At 37.4% G+C, this 18,967-nt stretch carries 9 protein-coding genes; 4 read left to right on the top strand and 5 right to left on the bottom strand.

The features are described from left to right. Positions 1-328 precede the first annotated feature (328 nt). From AC1DUW_RS00990 to AC1DUW_RS00980, 3 genes are all read left to right on the top strand, one after another. On the top strand, positions 329-1,378 hold the full coding sequence (locus AC1DUW_RS00990; protein ID WP_379146303.1) for a C40 family peptidase: 1,050 nt from the start codon (positions 329-331) through the stop codon (positions 1,376-1,378). Between the two features lie 103 nt (positions 1,379-1,481). After that, complete coding sequence (locus tag AC1DUW_RS00985; RefSeq protein WP_477641816.1) at positions 1,482-3,248, top strand: M14 family zinc carboxypeptidase; 1,767 nt, start codon at positions 1,482-1,484, stop codon at positions 3,246-3,248. Positions 3,249-3,446: 198 nt separating this feature from the next. Further along, positions 3,447-4,373: an LCP family glycopolymer transferase gene (locus AC1DUW_RS00980; RefSeq protein WP_477641815.1), complete on the top strand. Its 927-nt coding sequence runs from the start codon at positions 3,447-3,449 to the stop codon at positions 4,371-4,373. A gap of 74 nt (positions 4,374-4,447) precedes the next feature. Here the strand turns inward: AC1DUW_RS00980 and AC1DUW_RS00975 are convergent, their stop codons facing one another. The 3 genes from AC1DUW_RS00975 to secA2 all read right to left on the bottom strand — a co-directional run bounded on the left by AC1DUW_RS00975 (position 4,448) and on the right by secA2 (position 9,850). Beyond that, positions 4,448-6,211: an LTA synthase family protein gene (locus AC1DUW_RS00975; protein ID WP_477641814.1), complete on the bottom strand. Its 1,764-nt coding sequence runs from the start codon at positions 6,209-6,211 to the stop codon at positions 4,448-4,450. A gap of 364 nt (positions 6,212-6,575) precedes the next feature. Further along, positions 6,576-7,460, bottom strand: coding sequence for an accessory Sec system S-layer assembly protein (locus AC1DUW_RS00970; protein WP_053348535.1), 885 nt, complete (start codon positions 7,458-7,460; stop codon positions 6,576-6,578). Continuing rightward, positions 7,460-9,850 (bottom strand): accessory Sec system translocase SecA2, encoded by a 2,391-nt coding sequence (gene secA2, locus AC1DUW_RS00965; RefSeq protein ID WP_477641813.1) that lies wholly within the window; start codon positions 9,848-9,850, stop codon positions 7,460-7,462. Before secA2 ends, AC1DUW_RS00970 begins: the two co-directional genes overlap by 1 nt. A 317-nt stretch (positions 9,851-10,167) precedes the next feature. Here secA2 and AC1DUW_RS00960 point away from each other — a divergent pair, with 317 nt between their 5' ends. Beyond that, a complete protein-coding gene (locus AC1DUW_RS00960; RefSeq protein ID WP_053348533.1) occupies positions 10,168-11,598 on the top strand; it encodes an alkaline phosphatase in 1,431 nt (476 codons plus the stop codon). A 310-nt stretch (positions 11,599-11,908) separates the two neighbouring features. Here the strand turns inward: AC1DUW_RS00960 and AC1DUW_RS00955 are convergent, their stop codons facing one another. Both AC1DUW_RS00955 and AC1DUW_RS00950 read right to left on the bottom strand, forming a co-directional pair. Further along, complete coding sequence (locus AC1DUW_RS00955; RefSeq protein ID WP_477641812.1) at positions 11,909-13,996, bottom strand: SpoIID/LytB domain-containing protein; 2,088 nt, start codon at positions 13,994-13,996, stop codon at positions 11,909-11,911. 415 nt (positions 13,997-14,411) lie between these two features. Further along, positions 14,412-18,950: an endonuclease gene (locus AC1DUW_RS00950; protein ID WP_477641811.1), complete on the bottom strand. Its 4,539-nt coding sequence runs from the start codon at positions 18,948-18,950 to the stop codon at positions 14,412-14,414. Positions 18,951-18,967: the final 17 nt, after the last annotated feature.

Below are 18,967 nucleotides of genomic sequence, written 5' to 3'. Positions count from 1 at the left end.
TTTCAATCTGGTATAAAATCCAAATTTCAGAATCCACCGCCATTTGGTATGTCGCTTCTTCCAATAAACGAAAAAAAGGATACCGTCCAGGAACCCTTTTTTCGTTTTTATTTATAATGTAGAACTTCATATACGCACAATTCTTCATTATCTGCAAAATGTGAAAAAAGACTCATAAAATAGAAAATATTGTAGATTACAATACTCAAATCCCACCAGTATAAACCAGTAAAATACTACTATCTTCCCCTTGTAACAAAAATGTAATATAATTTTCACCATTTCATTTGATAGAATAGGGAAAAAGACATATTTGAGGTGGAAAACCGTGAAAAAGAGTGTTGTCGCATTTTCGACATTAGCTATTCTATCATCGACGTTTGTTTCTCCTGCCCTTGCCAGTACCTATACAGTTAAAAGCGGCGATACCTTAAGCAAGATCGCTCAAAAACATAATACTACGGTGAAAGACTTAAAACTTCTTAATAACTTAAAAACAGACCTATTGAAGATTAATCAAAAATTAATTACACCCAACTCCAAAACAACTACAACCACAACAGCAAAGCCTGCTTCAGTTTCCGTAGAAAAAACAAAGAAAACCACTTATACCATTGTTTCTGGTGATACTTTAACTAGAATAGCAAACAAACATAACCTTACACTTGCTGAGTTAAAGAAGTTAAATAACCTAAAATCCGATAGAATTTATGCCGGTGCTAAGCTTATCGTATCTAGTTCCACTACTACAACTACTATTGATTTACCTAGCAGTTCCAAACCATCAAATGTTACATCGCCCCCAAAACTTTCGGGTACATACGTTGTGGTAAAAGGTGACACACTTTCAAAAATTTCCAAAAAGACTAACTTAACTGTCGCTGAACTTAAATCAATAAACTCGTTAAAGTCCGATTTAATCAGAATAGGCCAGAAACTAAAACTAGTTAAATCAGCCAATACAGACTCTACAGATCAAAGCAATGAAAAAGTAGATGCACCACATTCCGGTAATAAGGTAGACACACTCGTTTCTGAAGCAAAAAAGTTAATTGGTTCCCCTTATTCGTGGGCTGGCGCTTCCCCCTCAGGTTTCGACTGTAGCGGATTTATTTACTATACGTTTAAAAAAGCTGGTTATAAAGTTTCGAGGCTTTCCTCTTCCACTTATTATGATATGGGAAAAAAAGTTACTTCACCAAAGTCTGGTGATCTTATCTTTTTTGCGACTGGTTCGAATAGAGCAGTCGTTAGTCATATGGGTATTTACCTAGGAGATGGACAGTTCATTCATGCCTCCTCAAGTAAGGGAATAGAAATCAATACCGTTTCAAACTCTTACTTCAAAAGTAGAATCATTGGTTATAGAAGTTTATAGTGTTTTTTACCAGACTCCATTTTAAGAGTCTGGTAATTTTATGCAAAAATATGTATTTTCTATATTAATCTATGGTTATTATTATCTCGAAATGGGGCACAGCATGTTAATATTTCGTATATTTTTATTTTCTTTCGTCATCCTCTGCGGGTCTTTATCACTTTTCACAGAATCTACTTTTGCACAATCATCGATTGTAAATCCGAATCAAACATACTCTACCGCTAAGATGCTAAACGATATTAAGAAGCTCGAACAAGCTTATCCCGGTTTCATCAAAAAAGAAGTTATTGGAAAATCTGAATACGGGCGGAATATATATGCTGTTTCTCTTGGAAAAGGGGATTCTACTGTTTTCATTAATGGATCTCACCATGCCCGTGAATGGATTACCACCAATCTCACGATGAATATGATAGACAAATATGCAGCTGCCTATAAAAGCGGCACCAAAATCAACGGCTATGATGTCAAAAAGCTCCTCAATAATACAACCATTTGGTTTATACCAATGGTCAATCCGGATGGAGTAACCTTGCAACAATTTGGTCTGAAATACTTCCCTGCAAAAGACCATTCAAAAATCATTAAAATGAATAATGGCAGCAAAAACTTTAAACGTTGGAAAGCCAATGCAAAGGGAGTAGATTTAAACAGACAATATAATGCAAATTGGAAGAATCTCGAAAGCCCTAAAGCACCCTCATATAAAAATTACAAGGGCGCTAAAGTGGCGACAGCGTCCGAAACTAAAGCCGTACTTTCATTTGTTGAAAAAATCGATCCAGAAATGACGATTTCCTACCATTCAAGCGGGCAAATTATTTTCTGGAAGTATCAGCAAACAGGGAGCCGCTATACTCAGGATTATAAGTATGCCAGTAAATTAAATAAAATAACCGGCTACAGCCTTGTTAAACCAAGATCGACCGGAGGCGGTTTCGGTGATTGGTTTAACAAAGTAGAAAAGAAACCAGCCTTCACCATTGAAGTTTCTCCAGCTGTTGGAGAAACTAATGTACCTCTTAAAAATTATTCTAAAATTTGGAGTCAAAACGCAAGCATTGGTCTATATACAGCACAAGAAGGCTACAAGCTATTTGATACTCGCAATACTGAAGCCAGTGATAAAGTAACGAAGAATATTAAAGAGTACAATAATACAGCGGCTAAGTTGAAAAACTATTACTCTCAAAACAAATTGACGGTTACGAGCGCCCATAAGGCACTGTATGACAAAACGGTTAAAGAGATAAAAAAACAAGAGAAAGCAATTGCCAAGCTTCCTGCAAAATATCGGACAAAACCAAATGCTGCATTAAAAAAGACCAAAATCTATCGTGATAACTCCCTAGCCTACATGAATGGAATTAAGGCAGGAGACGATCTCGTCTCAGCTAACAAGAAGCTTACCGGTTATTTAATTGCAGGAACTTTAAACGATACAACGCTTACTCTCTATAATAACTTGATAAATCAGATAACAATAGTTGAAAGTAAAATCAAGAAAATGTACAGTAAAGATGTCCAAAAAATTGCCACAGGCAAATATGTCACCCCAGCTAATACTAGCAAGAAAAACATTGGCTATGACTTAGCCAGATATGAACTATTATTAATAATGGAAAATGATTTAAATAATGGAAATTACGATGAAGTTAAAGCTAATATTTCAAATTATGAAAAATTATTTTCTACTTACTCTTACAAAAACACAGAGCGTAGTTTGTCGAACATGCTGCAAGCCATTAAAGATGAACTTCTGCAACTAGAACCAGAAGAGCCTGAACAACCTGAACCACCAATTGAAGAACCAGGAGATTCAGATACAGCTCCTGAAGCTATAGAGGGCGACTCAGCCGCCCACTAATATTCCACTAACAGGAAATCGAAGGAATCTTGTTACTAGGACTCCTTCGATTTTTTGAATGGAAATAGGTAAAAATACACTGTAAGTACAAAAAGAAACTATTCTATTCTTAACAAAAAACAGGTATAGTTAAACATACCAACTAGGTACTTTTTCATACTTTTCCATTTTAGTGGAATGGTTCAGGGAGGAATTAATATGAGATCCGAACATAAAAAAAAGAAAAAGAAACGAAAAACGTTTAAAATAATAGGGTTTACCCTTCTTATCCTTTTCATCGGTGGTGGCGCTTATGCGGCCTCTGTTTATCAATCCTTGGCAGGTGCGATTCATACTATGCAGGGTGCGGCGCATAAAACGGACAAACGTGTAGATGATATCAAATTTAAAAGTCAGGACCCTTTTTCACTGCTTATACTTGGAGTAGATGAAAGAAAAAATGACAAAGGCCGTTCAGATACGATGATTGTTATGACCATTAACCCTAAACAAGAATCTATCGAATTATTGAGTTTGCCCCGTGATACACGTACAGAAATAATCGGTAAAGGTACGAATGATAAAATGAACCATGCCTATGCATATGGTGGCGTGAATATGTCGATAAACACAGTGGAGGCCTATTTAGATATTCCGATTGATTATTACGTCAAAATGAATATGGAAGGCTTTCAGGATATTGTAAATGCTGTGGGTGGCGTCACGGTAGATAATGATATGGACCTTGCCTATAAAGGATATAGCTTTAAAAAAGGCACTATAGACTTGGATGGTAAAGAGGCTTTAATTTATTCCCGAATCCGTAAAGAAGATCCTCGCGGTGATTATGGTCGCCAAATGAGGCAGCGTCAAGTTATACAAGCCGTCATGAAAAAAGGATCAAGCCTGTCCACACTTACCAATTATGACGATATATTTGAAGCCCTTGGTAAGAACGTTGAAACCAATTTAAGTTTCAATGAAATGTTAAGTATTCAAAAAAACTACAAATCTTCACTTAAAAATATTGAACAATATACACTTGAAGGTGACAATCAGAAAGTCGATGGAGTTTGGTATAACATTGTTTCCGAGGAAACAAAACTTGAAGCCCAAAACCGTGTGAAAACACATCTTGGATTATAAAGAAAGAGGATGGCTATTATTAGTCATCCTCTTTTTCTGATATCAAAAAATGCTTTAAATCAAGGTTTACTTTATTAATCAATCGTTTGATTAAAATAATCGGAACGGATAACTTGGTCACTCATATCCACTTCTTTTTGGTCTTCCGGTAAAAACTCTTCTACTCTCCCCTTTCCATTTATTTTCATTTGGGCACCATAATCCCCTTTTAATATCAGAGCTTCTCCCTCTTCACCATTAAGCATGTTCTCTCCAAAGAAAGAAGAGCTTTGAATGCCAAGCAAATCATATAATGTTGGTAAAATATCGACTTGCCCGGCCACCTTATCAATCGTACGCCCTTGAATATCCTCCTGATAAATAATCACTGGAATGGGCATATACTTTTCAATCCATTCTTCATCGCTAATTTTAATTCCGTAGTACCCTTCAACTTCATGTTTATCTTTTACAAATAGGCCATCATGATCTCCGTAAATAACAATCACGCTGTCCTTCAATTTTTCATTTTCCTTCAAATTCTTTACAAATTCCTCTATGGCCGAGTCTGTATAATGTAACGCTTCATAATATTTCGTAAGGTAGCTTCCCTCTTTTCCTACTTCAGGTTTCAATGTTATCTGATCCGCTGGTAGCGAAAACGGGACATGACTCGTCAATGTCACGAAAAAAGCGTAATAGGGATTTTGTTTATCTTTTAAATAATCATAGCCTTGTTTAAAAAAACTACGATCGCTCAAGCCCATCGATATAATCTCATCCTGCTGCATATCCTCAATGGAGATATAGTCATCAAAACCTAGAGCAGGATATGCATGCTGCCGGTTCCAAAAGTTTTCTTCATCACCATGGAAAGCATAGCTTTGGTAATCTATCTTCTTTAATTCTTTAGCAAGACTCGGAAAATCGTTGTAAGGAAATCGGAAAAAGGTCGCCCCTTGCTTTAAAGGATATAACCCAGTATTCACAATCAACTCACCGTCTGATGAGTTTCCAAATACCGTCTGTGGATATACATGTGGGAAGAATAAACCGTCTTTTGCTAGTTTATTCATAAATGGCGTGACTTCTTGTCCCGAACTCTTTTGGAATAACGGAAAGGCCTGTAATGATTCTACTTGGATGATGATGACATTCTTACCTGCTAATGAGCCAGAATATGTACTATCCTGCTTGTTCTTTTTATCGAAGTAATTAGAAACGGTTCTCCTTTCTTCTGGAGACATTTCATTCTTTCCCGAATCAACAAAGAAGGCATACGTATCCAATACATGATGACCAATTGGACCCCAACTTCGCAAAAAGGTATTCGCCTCATAACGTCGAGTTATATCCACCTGATCGATAAAAATATTTTTTACTGGCTTCAGCCCCGCTATCATCAGAAATAATACAGCCGGTACAAGTGCCATAGCTTTGAGCGGGTATATTTTCTTTGCAAATGATTCAGCAATCGGAACGCCCACTAGTAGAAAGACAGCGTCCTTCACTTCCACCATACTGAGTATGCTTTCACCCAGCCCATTTAGATTGCTTTTTTGCATCCACATATAGGAATTGATAGGTGTTGAATAGTAACGGTAAAACCATATATCACCAAGAAAAAAGGCCATAATTATAAGAAGAAAGACTGTAAAAATAGTACCCTTTATGAATCTTTTCGTTATCCATTCTTTAAGATAGACCAAAAATCCAGCGACACCGAGAATAATCGTAAATATACCGATAGAAAGATTATTATCCATCATTTCATTCGTATAAATAAAAAGTATGGCCACGATGGATATAGATAAGACCTCCAATAATCTCTCCTTCAATCGCCGGTTGTTATGCTTCATGCTACCGCCACTTTCCTCTTCATTATTTCCAAGCTCTTTAAGAAGCCTGCTTGCATAAGATTACTTATAGATATTACTTATCGTTACCATTTATGAGAAAATACACACATGATATAGTTAGAATATTTTGAAATTAAATCTTGATTTTCAATTTATGGAAAAGTAAGTAACCCATCTTCTTTACCATTTAATTATCGTACTATAGTAAAGATTGATGGAAATCAAAGTAAAATAAATATCCTATTTTTTTCTTGACTCCAATAAATAGCTCCTAGTCCGATAATTAATACACTCATAAAATAATAATGACTTCATTTCTCATACACAAAAAGCCCTCATCACAGATGAGGGCTTTTCAACTTCACTATTTAGAAATTGGTGGGTATACTTTCCAACTTGTCAAATCGGGATTTTTCTTTGTTACTAGTTCACCCGGAAAAATAAACGTCCATGGCTTGCTTGTATTCGCCTTCACTTCAAAGTCTTCAAGAGAAAATCCACCTTGGCAAACCTGGTCTCCATCTGCATCCTCTACAATCAATGGTAGTTTTTCAATTTTAATCTGTTTATCACTGCCATTACGAACCAAAACGGTGACTGCTAATTGATTATTTTCTTTCAAAGTAGCTTCTAGTCCCATAAAATTAACTTCACCTTGATTGATCTTTGGCAGTCCGGTAACAAGCCGCTGTAAATTCTCTCGTTGAGCTTCGGAAAGCTGTTCTATCCAGATCGGTGCCAAATCCAATGCATGCTCCATAGATTCCTGATTCTTTAGTTCAAATGCTATCTTCCAACCTTTGTCTGGTATCGACTCCACTAGAATATCTTCCTCTTCAAACATAAAGCTCCACGGCATACATGAAAGGGCTGGTATTTCTCCCATTTCCGTCAAATCGAAGGACTTCTTCGCCAGAACTTGTCCATTTTCATCCAGCAACAATAAATCCACTAATTCAAAGCTTACAGCCTTATCTAATGTATTACGAATAAAAGCCATAATTATTACATCTTCTTCAAACCTTGATAACCGAACTTCTGAGATAGAAATTTGATTCGGTTTTAACAAAGACAACTGTTGATGATGAAACTGAAGTACATATCTTTCCTGTTTGGAAAAATCCGCTTCCTCATGAAAAACCAAGGAAGTATTAATTGCAGCATCAACAGTTGATACGGAATCTTCCATTGTTACCTTGTTACTCTGCAATGCTTCTTTTATCTTCTCACCTCTTCCAAATAGGCCCATTACTTCTCATCCTCCTTTTCTTCAAGTTCTTCCTCTTCATCATCCAATTGGTTTTTATAAAATTCCATAAAGTTTGTACTGGTGCCTGACTCAATTTCGACTAATAGCTGTTCAAATTGATCAAGTGCTTCTTTTTCAAACAACATATAAGGGTCCTGTTGACCGTAGGCATTTAAACCAATGCCTTCCTTCACTCTATTCATTTCACCTACATGGCTTATCCAGTTCATATCTATTTGTTGTAGCATAAAGGCGCTAAGCTGACTTACCCAATCAACATTGTCCTGAAATGTTAAGATCATGGGTTTTATCTCGTCAAATGCAGCCAGTGCTTTAGCTTTCACTTTAGACCCATCTAAATTTTGCACGTCAATTTCCTGCCAATCTAATGCAAAAAATACAAGGGAGAGCTCTTCAATAAAAGCCTTTAAATTTGGTTGTTCCATATATTCAGGATAATATTTCAAAACGAGTTGACGGATGTATTTCTCAATATATTCAAAAATAATGGTGAACATTTGGTCAGGATTGAGATTCAAGATTCTATCTCTCATCGAATAAATAATTTTACTTTGCTCATTTAATGCATGTTCTAATTTCAATAAGTGGTTACGGCTTGATTGATACATATGCTGAATCGTTTCCTGCACCTTTTTTACAAATTTTTCTGGAGCGGGACCTACCACCATACCATTTACATCCGTTTTGACTTTCTTCATATATCGTTCAATTTCTTCTTCATCATAGTAATCAAACAATTCATCTTCCAGGGAAATGATAAATTGTGTAGAGCCTGGGTCCCCTTGTCGTCCGGACCGTCCACGGAGCTGCATATCAATCCGATTGCTTTCGTGACGCTCCGTTCCGATAATATGAAGACCACCTAATTCCTTAACTTCTTCATCAAGTAAAATATCCGTTCCTCTTCCAGCCATGTTCGTAGCAAGCATAACTTGATTTTTTTTCCCGGCGTTGGCGATAATTCCTGCTTCGCCTTCTTCCGTTTTTGCATTAAGGATCTGATGTTGAATTCTTTCCCTCTCTAAATGAACGGACAGTGCTTCCGATTTTTCAATGGAAGTCGTACCTATTAGAATTGGCCTTCCTTCTCCATGAATTCGTTTTACTTCCGAAACAACTTTATTGATTTTACTTATTTCATCTTTAAAAATTAAATCCGGTTCATCACAACGCTGAATAGGCTTATTCGTTGGAATTTCAATAACAGGCAGCTGATATGTTTCCCAAAATTCTGACTTTGAAGGCATAGCACTTCCAGTCATCCCTGAAAGCGAGTTATATAAACGGAAATAATTTTGGATGGTAATTGTAGCCTGTGTTTCGTTCTCTTCGGAAATTTCCAAGCCTTCTTTTGCTTCAATTGCCTGCTGAAGCCCTTCACTAAAACTACGTCCTTCCATCACTCTGCCTGTGAATTTATCGATCAAAGAAATCTCTCCATCCTTGACGATATAGTCCACATCTAATTTCATAATGGCATGAGCTTTAAGTGCCTGTGACACATTATGCAATAACTCCTGATGCTCTAAGTCATACAAATTATTGACTCCAAATGCTTTTTCAATCCTGGCCGCACCTTGATCTGTTAAAAAGGTCGCTTTCGATTCGTTAGAAATCTCATAATCTTCATCCTCATTTAATGTCTTCATGATCTGTGCTGTAATATGAAAAAGCTCTGCCCCATCACTTGATTTTCCAGCAATGATTAAAGGCGTTCTTGCTTCATCAATCAAGATGCTATCAATTTCATCGACAATCGCAAATTGGTGGCCCTTTTGCACCTTTTCCTCTTTTCGAAAAACCATATTATCACGCAGGTAATCAAAACCAAATTCCGTTCCCGTTCCATATGTAATATCTGCTGCATAGGCTTCACGCTTTGCTGAAGGCTGCATTTTAGAAATATTCAAGCCAACCGACAAGCCAAGAAATTCATGAACCTGGCCCATTAATTCTTTATCTCTGCATGCCAGATACTCATTCGCCGTGATAATATGAACACCTTTTCCTTCCAATGAGTGTAAATAGCTAGGTAAGGCTGCAACAAGTGTTTTACCCTCACCTGTGTTCATTTGAGCTATGGCTCCCTCATTTAAGACAAAACCTCCTATAAGCTGAACATCATAGTGCCGAAGTCCCAATACACGTCTGGTTGCTTCCCGCACCACAGCAAAGGCATCAACTTGTATATCCATCAAGGTTTTACCAGAAGCAAGGAGACTTTTAAATGTATCCTTCATGCCTCTCAATTCATCATCCGAATATTTTTTATATTTAATCTCTAATTGATTCACATTATCTACAAACTTATAAATTCTTTTTAAGTCTTTAGAACTCTCATTAAATATCTTCTTCATACTAGTTAACATAGGATTTTCTCTCCTATAATATCAATTGTAGATCTAGAGAAATTATATCATATATAGGTATATATTGAACTTTTATCAATAATTACCTATCCATAGCAAATAGCAGTGTGAAAGGATTTTTTCGATTTTTGTAAGACCCTCGTAACAGGAATTTTCGCTGCTTTATCCCAGGCTGTAATCTGGTTCAAATCTGGATGAAATGCAAATCATGCAGATATAGCCACATATAAGATTAAACCCTTCCTGATATTAAGGAAGAGTTTTTTTATGGATTTCAACAAATAATAGAAAGACTTACACCAAATGGAGGATTACATATGAATAAGACAACTAAAAAATTCATTCATAAACCTAGACGACCTTATCAATTTGGACTACTCGTTCTCTTCTGCCTTATTGGCTTAGCATCTCCTATTCATGCAGAAGCGCAAAACACTCCGAAAAATGTCATTTTGTTAATTGGTGATGGCATGGGGTTGGGTGCAATAGACATTGCCAGGCAATTTGAATATGGAAAAACAGGAATTTTACATTTGGAAAAGTTAGAGCATGTCGCACTGATGCGTACCTATTCCGCTAATAATTTTGTCACTGACTCGGCTGCTGGGGGTTCAGCGATTGCCACAGGTGTCAAAACCAACAATGAATCAATCGGTGTAGATTCAAATGGTTCTGAAGTAGACAGTATACTGGATGCCTTTCAAATGAGCGGAAAAAAAGTCGGGATTATCTCAACCAATATGGTTGTCGATGCCACCCCTGCTGCTTTTGGTGCCAGTGTATCAAACCGCTGGACAGGTGGCGCACATATCGCGAGACAACTCTTTGATAATCGTATCGATGTTATTCTTGGCGGTGGAGCCAGTTATTTCGGAGCGGATAAGCAAAATGGTGTAGATTTAGTCGCTAAATTTAAAGAAGCTGGCTATAGGGTTACGGCTAATAAGCAAGAACTTGATTCGGTTCAAAAATCAGAAAAACTTCTGGGACTGTTTCACCCTACTTATATGAATTTCAAGCTTGATAAAGAAGAATTTCATTCACAGGAGCCATCACTACCCGAAATGACAACCAAAGCAATCGAAATTTTGTCTAAGGGTGATAATGGATTCTTTTTAATGACTGAAGGTGCACGAATTGACCATACGGAGCATGCTGCGGATATCACTGGGATATGGAAGGAAACAATCGAATTTGATCAGACTGTAAAACAGGTTGTAGACTGGGCTAAGAACAGAAATGATACCCTTATTGTAGTGCTTGCAGACCATGAAACAATGGGTACCTCTGCTTCTGAAACAATGGATATCAGTGCATTGAAAAGGATCAACGTTTCTTCTGAATATATGTCCAAGCAACTTACTTTCGATAAAAATAATGAAATCAATCCCGAAAGTGTCGTTTCCGTATTTAAAAAGTATGCTCATATATCTCTTACCAATAAAGAGGTCCATCAATTCATTGATAACGTAAGAAAGAATAGAACCCTTGTCTATCCACAGCATCAAATAGATTGGGAAATCGGAAGCACAATTGCCAACTATTATAAAGCAGGAGTAGCTGACCGCAGCGTACGAGCAGCCAGTACAACAGGAGGACATACCGCCAATATGATTCCTGTTTTTGCAACGGGCCCAGGCAGTGAATACTTTGATGGAGTCATTGATAATACAGATATATCGCAAATCATCACAAAAGCCGCCCGTGTACCATTTACACCTGGCCAGCATCATACAAAAGAGGAATGAATTTATTCATCCCTCTGTTCAGATATTCTACTGTGTCAAAAGATAGATTTTTTCGGAGTTCAAGGGATATTCTGCGGATAAATATTTCTGCTTTGCCTATCGTAACATTAGATCCTGTTTATATCGTGTTAAGAACCTTGTCCAGATTTTTTCCAGACCTTAAATTGAATGTTTCGACCCACTTTTTGAAAGGTAAATTTTTTGAATGTCAGATTTGTCGCTCTACTGGCTAAGATCCCTCGAATCCGCTACTATAAAACCAACTTATTCAAAAAGACGCCATATAGTTTAAATATGGCGTCTCAAGTAGTTACTTTTTCACATATTCTTTTGAAACATACCCGATTTGGCTTCCATTCTTTATTTTATACCAATCTCCTTGTTGGGCCAGAATCGTCACAGTTTGGTTTTTCTTTAGCTTTCCGACGATTTTAGAGGATGTATTTGTTTTCTCTCTAATATTAAGTACGCTAGCCGTCACTTTTCCGGTTGTCTTCTTGATAGAGATTTTCTTTGAAACCGTTCTTTGATTATTACTTGCATCCTTGGCAGTGATCGTCACTGTATACGTACCGTTGGACACATTTTTAAAGCTCCAGGTAGCTGATTGACTACCTTTCTTCAGCGATGCCGTATCGGTCGGGGTGGCTATCACTTTTTCTTTACTGTTCTTGACTTGCACCGTAACTTTAGCTGCTTCGCTTATGGTATACGTAATGCTTGCTTTTTCTGTACTGTAATTTCCTGATGTATCAATACTCGTGATATTCGGTGCTGTTATATCCTTATTTACTTTAAACGCTTGTGTTACAGTACCTTTATTTCCGTCTCTATCAGTTGCGGTAATTTCCGCTGTGTAGTTTCCATTACTTACGGCTTTCGTGTTCCAGGCAACCACCTGACTTCCCTTTTTCATAGATTTCCTACTAATTGGGGTGGCTATCACCTTGCTATTTTTATCTTTAATCGTGAGGGATACGGTAGCATCTTCATCAATAGCATACGTGAAGTTGACCTTACTATTTAGATAATCTTCCTTAGCCTTCACGCTCGTGATTCTCGGTGCCGTTATATCTTTATTCACAACAGGATCAGTTTCAGATCCAGCCGCAGCGTTACTATATTCCCTCACTATACTTGTATTCGGATAATAAAATTCTAAAATCCCCTGATATGTTTGACCCGCTTCTGCTCTGTGTTTTGCTCCATACTGACTTAGTCCAACTCCATGGCCGTATCCAAATCCATCAATTTTAATCTTGGCTGGATCCGTTGATGTTGAATTATCGACTAGGTAACTCTTCATATTACCCAGTCCCACCATGGCCCGGATTTTTGAAGCCTCGACATTCGTAAGGGTGACATTTTGCATTACTAATTTCCCCTTATCATCAGTAAGATCCTTCACATAAAAGTTCATCTGGATTGAACCTTTCGTAACCCGGCCTCCAGATGTTTTATCCGTTAAGGTTAGAACGGGAATTTCCGTTATTTTAATATCCTTTTTAGCATATCCATTATTTTGAAGCCAATTCTTCAGATTAGGAATAATCGTTTTGTCCTCTTCTTGTACGCTTGTCCACCAATCTTCCGGCTTTGATACATCGAGATTCGTTAAATCTATTTGCTTTTTATCCAGAGCTATCATCCATTTTAATTTCGGATCATATGAATCTTCTTTAATTGACAAATAAGCAAGAGGCTCTCCACTTGTCCAAACATTAGAATTTAATTCCGTCATGCCGCCATTGCTCGAGGAAAAGAGTGCTTCGATTAATTTCCCCTCATGCTTGATTACCATACCCGTTGTCTGTTCAACGGCTAAATTAGAGTGGGAGTGACCATCAGCCCCTCCATATACCTGGTAAGAAACCGTATCATTAATCACCTTAGATTGATAGCGAAGTGCATAAGTACGGGCCGCAATTGCCTGTGCTTTTACTGCTTCGATATGCCATAATGCCGGCATTTCCCTTGGAACCACACCCTTTAGATAATCTTCAATATAAACATGATTGATAGGGCGAATAAAACTGCCCTCAACTGTAAATTCCAAGGAACCAGGATACGGACGGTTATTGATGGAAAGTAAAGAATCTTGTTTAACCGGAGTTACCATAATGGAAGCAAATATCCCTTTCTTCTGGGAGTTTTTGTACACCACGAGTTTTCCTGACTCTACTTTCACAGTCAGCTCTTCACCTGCCTTGATAAATACCTCTTTATCAGAAGTTTGATAGTCCCCTGTTGCCGTTAGTGTAACACTTGTTTGGTTTCCTAAGAAATTTTCCAGTTTCACTTTCATCGATGTATACTCTTCGGCTGCCTCTGCTTCATGTGCAAGTAATGTAGAAAAAATGATAAAGAAAGCAATAAAAAGATACTTCAAACTTCTCATTCTAGTTCATCCTCATTTCTTTACCAACCTCTAGATTGATATTCAAAAGATTTTTATATTAATATTGACCCATTTATTAGTCACAACAATTTTACTTTGACATCAACTATGGCTCTTGCGACATTGTACATTGTGATATTTAGTGTAATAGCAATCATAAATATGCTTCTTCATTTTCTGTAAATCTATTTGAATAGCAAACTGTATTTTTCTGATAAAATTCATCATCACCCCAGGTTAGGAGTACTTAATTAACTTTTTATCTCTAAGAATTTGGAGCTTCTTTTAATACACAGAATAGCGAGATGCATAAGAGAATAACTGATTTTACTTAACGAGAAAAAAATTTAATATCGCTGAGCTCATACGTATAAAAAAACCTCACCGTATTGACGATGAGCTGTGCAAAAATATATCAGCTTGCTTTTTTAATATCTTGTATTTTCTCAGCTTTCCAGATTTCGTTTGCCCACTCAGGGTGGTCAACAAAAGGATTGCGATTATGCTGCCATCTTTCATATATCACATCGTTTCGACGGCGTTCAAAGTCATCAACTGGGTCTAATTCATTCCACTCTAATAGAGTGGAAAATTTTCCATGCAATGCTTTGGGATAGGTATTAACTGTATCTGACAGCTCTAAATCAATTTCTCCGTTATCCCCTTCATAGCGGACAGCCATATAGAATATCATTCTCGCAACATCACCTTTAACACGGTTAGGTGGTTCCCAAGAGTCAGTATCATAATAACATTCACATCCACTATATTTTTTGCCGCCATTATCAAAATCAAGATGTCCCCTAACACTATTTACGGTAACATCCTCGGGGCGTAAATGATGAATATCTGTTCCTGGTCCTACACTGGTACCAAAATCACCATGGGATTTTGCCCAGACATGCTCACGATTCCATTGACCGTTGCCTCCACCATTATTCGACTTTGCCACAGACTTACCAGAGTAAAGTAAAATGACATTGTTTGGGTTTTTAGGATCTTCGTCTGTATCTTTGATTGCATCCCAAACCTTTGCGTATGTCAATTTCGTTTGTGACTTAATAATAGTATGTAATGACGTCTTTAATTCAGACCCGGTCTTACCTTCAGCTTTTTGATAATAGGTTTCAAGCTGATCGTCGGCAGTAACGTTTACTGAGAAAGTAGCAATTGTTTTCGATTCCCACTTGTCTCTTGCAGTGACAGCAACAATATAGGAACCTTTTGTACTAGTTGGAATTGTTAGTATGGACCCTGAGACCGTACCAATTGTTGTGGAATAAGAAAGTGAATCGCTATCTGGATCTGAAAAATGATTGTTTAAGTTTAAACTTACATCTTCTCCAACTTTCACGGAGAGATTATCGATAGTCTTTATTATTACTGGAGGACGATTTTCTTTTGGAATAAAGGGAGAAGCGATCGCTTCTCCTTTTGCATTATAGAATTTTATACCAGAAACATCTATACCTTCTTTAAAAATCCATTTTTGAACATTTTCTGCTCCCCTGATTTCTTTTACATTACTGTTATCAATCAACACTTCCTTGACTTCGGCACCTGAGAAATCAATGACAGTTTCCTTTTTTATTGGACTGATTATGATTTTCGTTTTCTTCAGACCTTCACCAGATAGAGTCGTATCTGTCTTCAGCCAAATTCCTTCTTTGATATTCGAAGTCGCATCAAGTTTGACCAATGAGTTAGGTGTTTCAACTACCAATTTTTTTGTTGTGAACCCGACCAAGTCATATACTTTTTGTGGCTGTGGTGTTTGTGTTGGTTTTAATTCTGTTTGAATCAGGACTGGATCATGGTCACTCGCGCGGCCATCAGCTTCTGTAAAGGATGAATTTATATGGACGATATTCACCTTAGTTTCTGCTGCAATATTATTAGAAACAAGAATATGATCCAGAACTTGAGAATTGCCTTGGTACGTATAAGAATATCTTTCTTCAAAAGGAACCTTCTCCACCATGTTTGTTAATTCACTGCCTTTTAATGCAGTTAGTGTCTTAGAAAATTCAAAGTCATTGAAATCTCCTAGTAAAACAACATTTGCATTAGCATCTTTTGATTTAATATCCTTAACAAAGCTGTTAACAATACTTGCAATCTTAAGACGTTGAACTTCACTTTTTAATTCTGGCGGCTGATTTTTCCCAAATAGTGGCTGATCTCCACCCTTCGAATTAAAGTGATTGGCAACCACAATAACACTTTCACCGTTGAATTCAAATTGGGCTGCTAACGGCTTCCTGCTTGAAGCAAATGCTGCATTTGTCGGATCGATTCGGCCTGGGTTTAATGTAAGCTTGCCATCGTTAAAGCCGACCGACTCTGTAGCTTTTCCCTTTGTTCCTTCAGTAAGCGAAACAGTACCTTTTTTATACAAGAAACCTACTCGGATATTTCCACCTGGTGCTCCACCATCTTGCTTATCTTCTGGAGCTATATCAGTAAATAGATACTCTGGTCCACCTTCTGCTTGAATCTTGGCAACCAGCTTTTTAAAGCTTTCAGTCGCATCTGTAGTACCACTATCAGCCTCACCATCATTATCCTGCATTTCTGTTAAACCGATAATATCTGGCGTCTTCAGATTCTGTAAAATGGCTTTAGCTAATTTCGTTAGTTTTTCATTGTCAGTTTTAGTTGAGAAATTCTCCACATTATAAGAGGCAACTGTCAGCTTCTTCGCATCCGGTTCAATAGAAGTAACTTCACGCTTCGTTCCCCCATCTTGTAGTTCAGGTAACTTATCCTTATTTGTCAACACTTTGAAGTTACTATAACCGTAGCTTACAACACCCGTAATACTTCCATTAAAACTATCACCCGTTTTCGCTACATATTTATCGTTATCAAATTTCAGATGAATTCTTTCTGGGTGGGTATCTGTTTCTGTAAACTTGACTCCACCAGCAGAAGTAGAAGTTTCCATGTTCTTAGGAATAACAACAACTTCCCCATACTCCTGTGGTGCCACAACCTTCGGACTATCAAGCTGAACAAGCATTCCCTCTAAACTTTCGTAAAAATCAATCCCGTCAACTGCTGGATTAAAAACAGTCAATCCATCACTATCAATCTTCCCTGTTGGCGGGGTACGGTCTTTGCCAATTACAATTGGGTCAGGTAAAGCCTGTCCATTTTTTTCAACCGTAATAGCGGATGCACTAATTTCTGTTACAGGAAGATCCGTTGTTGCTTTTTCGGAATATCCCTCCATCACATACTCTTTTACCGTTCCGCTTACTTTGACCACATCGCCAATCTTAACGCCATTAGCACTTTTATAAACAAGAATTCCCTCTGAAGTGTTTATATCATTATCAGGGTTTTGATCCTGAATAAAGAAATTATTATTATCAATCGTGGATACGACAATACCCTCTATATCTGTTACATTTTGATTTAAATATGGAGAAGTATGTCCAGCTCCTTGAATATCATGAATTCGGACATCACCTTTTGAAATAGTGTAAGTAAAAGTCGAAATGTTACCATCCGTTAAGCCACTTTTTACCGCAAAAGTTTTTAATGTCGTAGCTTCATTGATTGTAATTGGTTTGGTATAGACAGCGCTGCTTTTCGTAGGCTCCTGTCCGTCAGTTGTATAATAGATTGTTGCATCTGCTGTTCCTGAGGTTAGTGTGACAGTTTCACCTGCTTTAATAAATCCTGTACCAGGTGTTGCAACTACAGTTTGTACTTTATTTGCATCTTGGATAATATCAAGTGTACTTCTTGGAATTAATTGATATACACCTTTATATGATCCCAATACACCTGTAATTGAATCATATGTTGTACCGACTGAAAGAAGCGTTGCATCTTGAGGGCGTAATGTAAGGGACTCTCCCTCCCCATCCTTTCCAATAAAGGTTCCGTTTGAAACAGACTCAACTGTTACATCTTTCACCGTTACAAGCTTAGCTTCCTTGCTCTCTTCAAATTGAGCAGCAGTCAATTTTTCTGCAACAGGAATACTTTCTTTTTTAAGAATAGTTACATCTGCTTTTTGAACATTTAACTCCAAGAGTGTATTATAATCAGCCAGCGTTCCTTTTGCGCTGATTTTATCTCCTGCCTCAACTGCTAGGTCTGAACCATAAATAACAATCCCTGCTGTGTCATCCTGGATATAGACTGTATTATTCGTGCCTGATGTAAAAACTGCCGTAACGACTCCAGAAGTAAGGGCTGAACTGCCAATGGTCATTTTTCTTACTTCGGCTATTGATTTAAGTGATATAATTTTATATTCAAACGATGCTATATCGCTATTATCCAAACCTGATGCTAAAGCAATTGCTTTAATTGTCATGTCTTTTGTAATAGTTATCGATTCTGTATATTGAGTGCTTGAACTCGTAGGAGTTGAACCATCAATTGTATAATAAATGGTTGCATTTTCAGTACCTGAGGAGAGCGATACTTTTGTTCCATCTATCACCCCGCCAGCAGCTACACTGGCTTTGACAGCTTCTACTTTATTAGGAGAAGCTTCTTCTATGAAGTTCGCCGCAGATAAATCTTTTAGGCCCTGTACTGAGAAATAGGCTGTGAGAGTTCCGGTGAAAAGCACCTTCTTACCCAAATTACCTGGATTTGTCTTTAGTCCGTAAGTAGCCCGATAAGTACCGCTATTTTTCAATTCTACCGGTATTATTTTACTTGGGTCTGTTTCGTCAGGAGAATCGGCAATCGCTATATTTGTATCTCCTGCAAATTTTGCCGGGTCTTTAGTATATTTGTTTGTTGCTGTTGTATACCCCACGATATACCCCTGCACAGTAGCAGTTCCCGAGTTATTAGCAATCGCCTCTGCAACAGTAATTGGCTCAGCAGCTTTCGTAACGATAGAATTCATTGGTGCAAAAAAGCTTAATATCAATGTGGAAATTAGAATAAGGTTTATCTTTATTTTCCAATTCTTTCTTTTCATTGAACACTCTCCATAAT

The organism is Peribacillus sp. P4_C12 (genome assembly GCF_056402095.1).
Note: the sequence above shows the minus strand (reverse complement) of the source record. Positions and strands in the feature narration are given on the sequence as shown.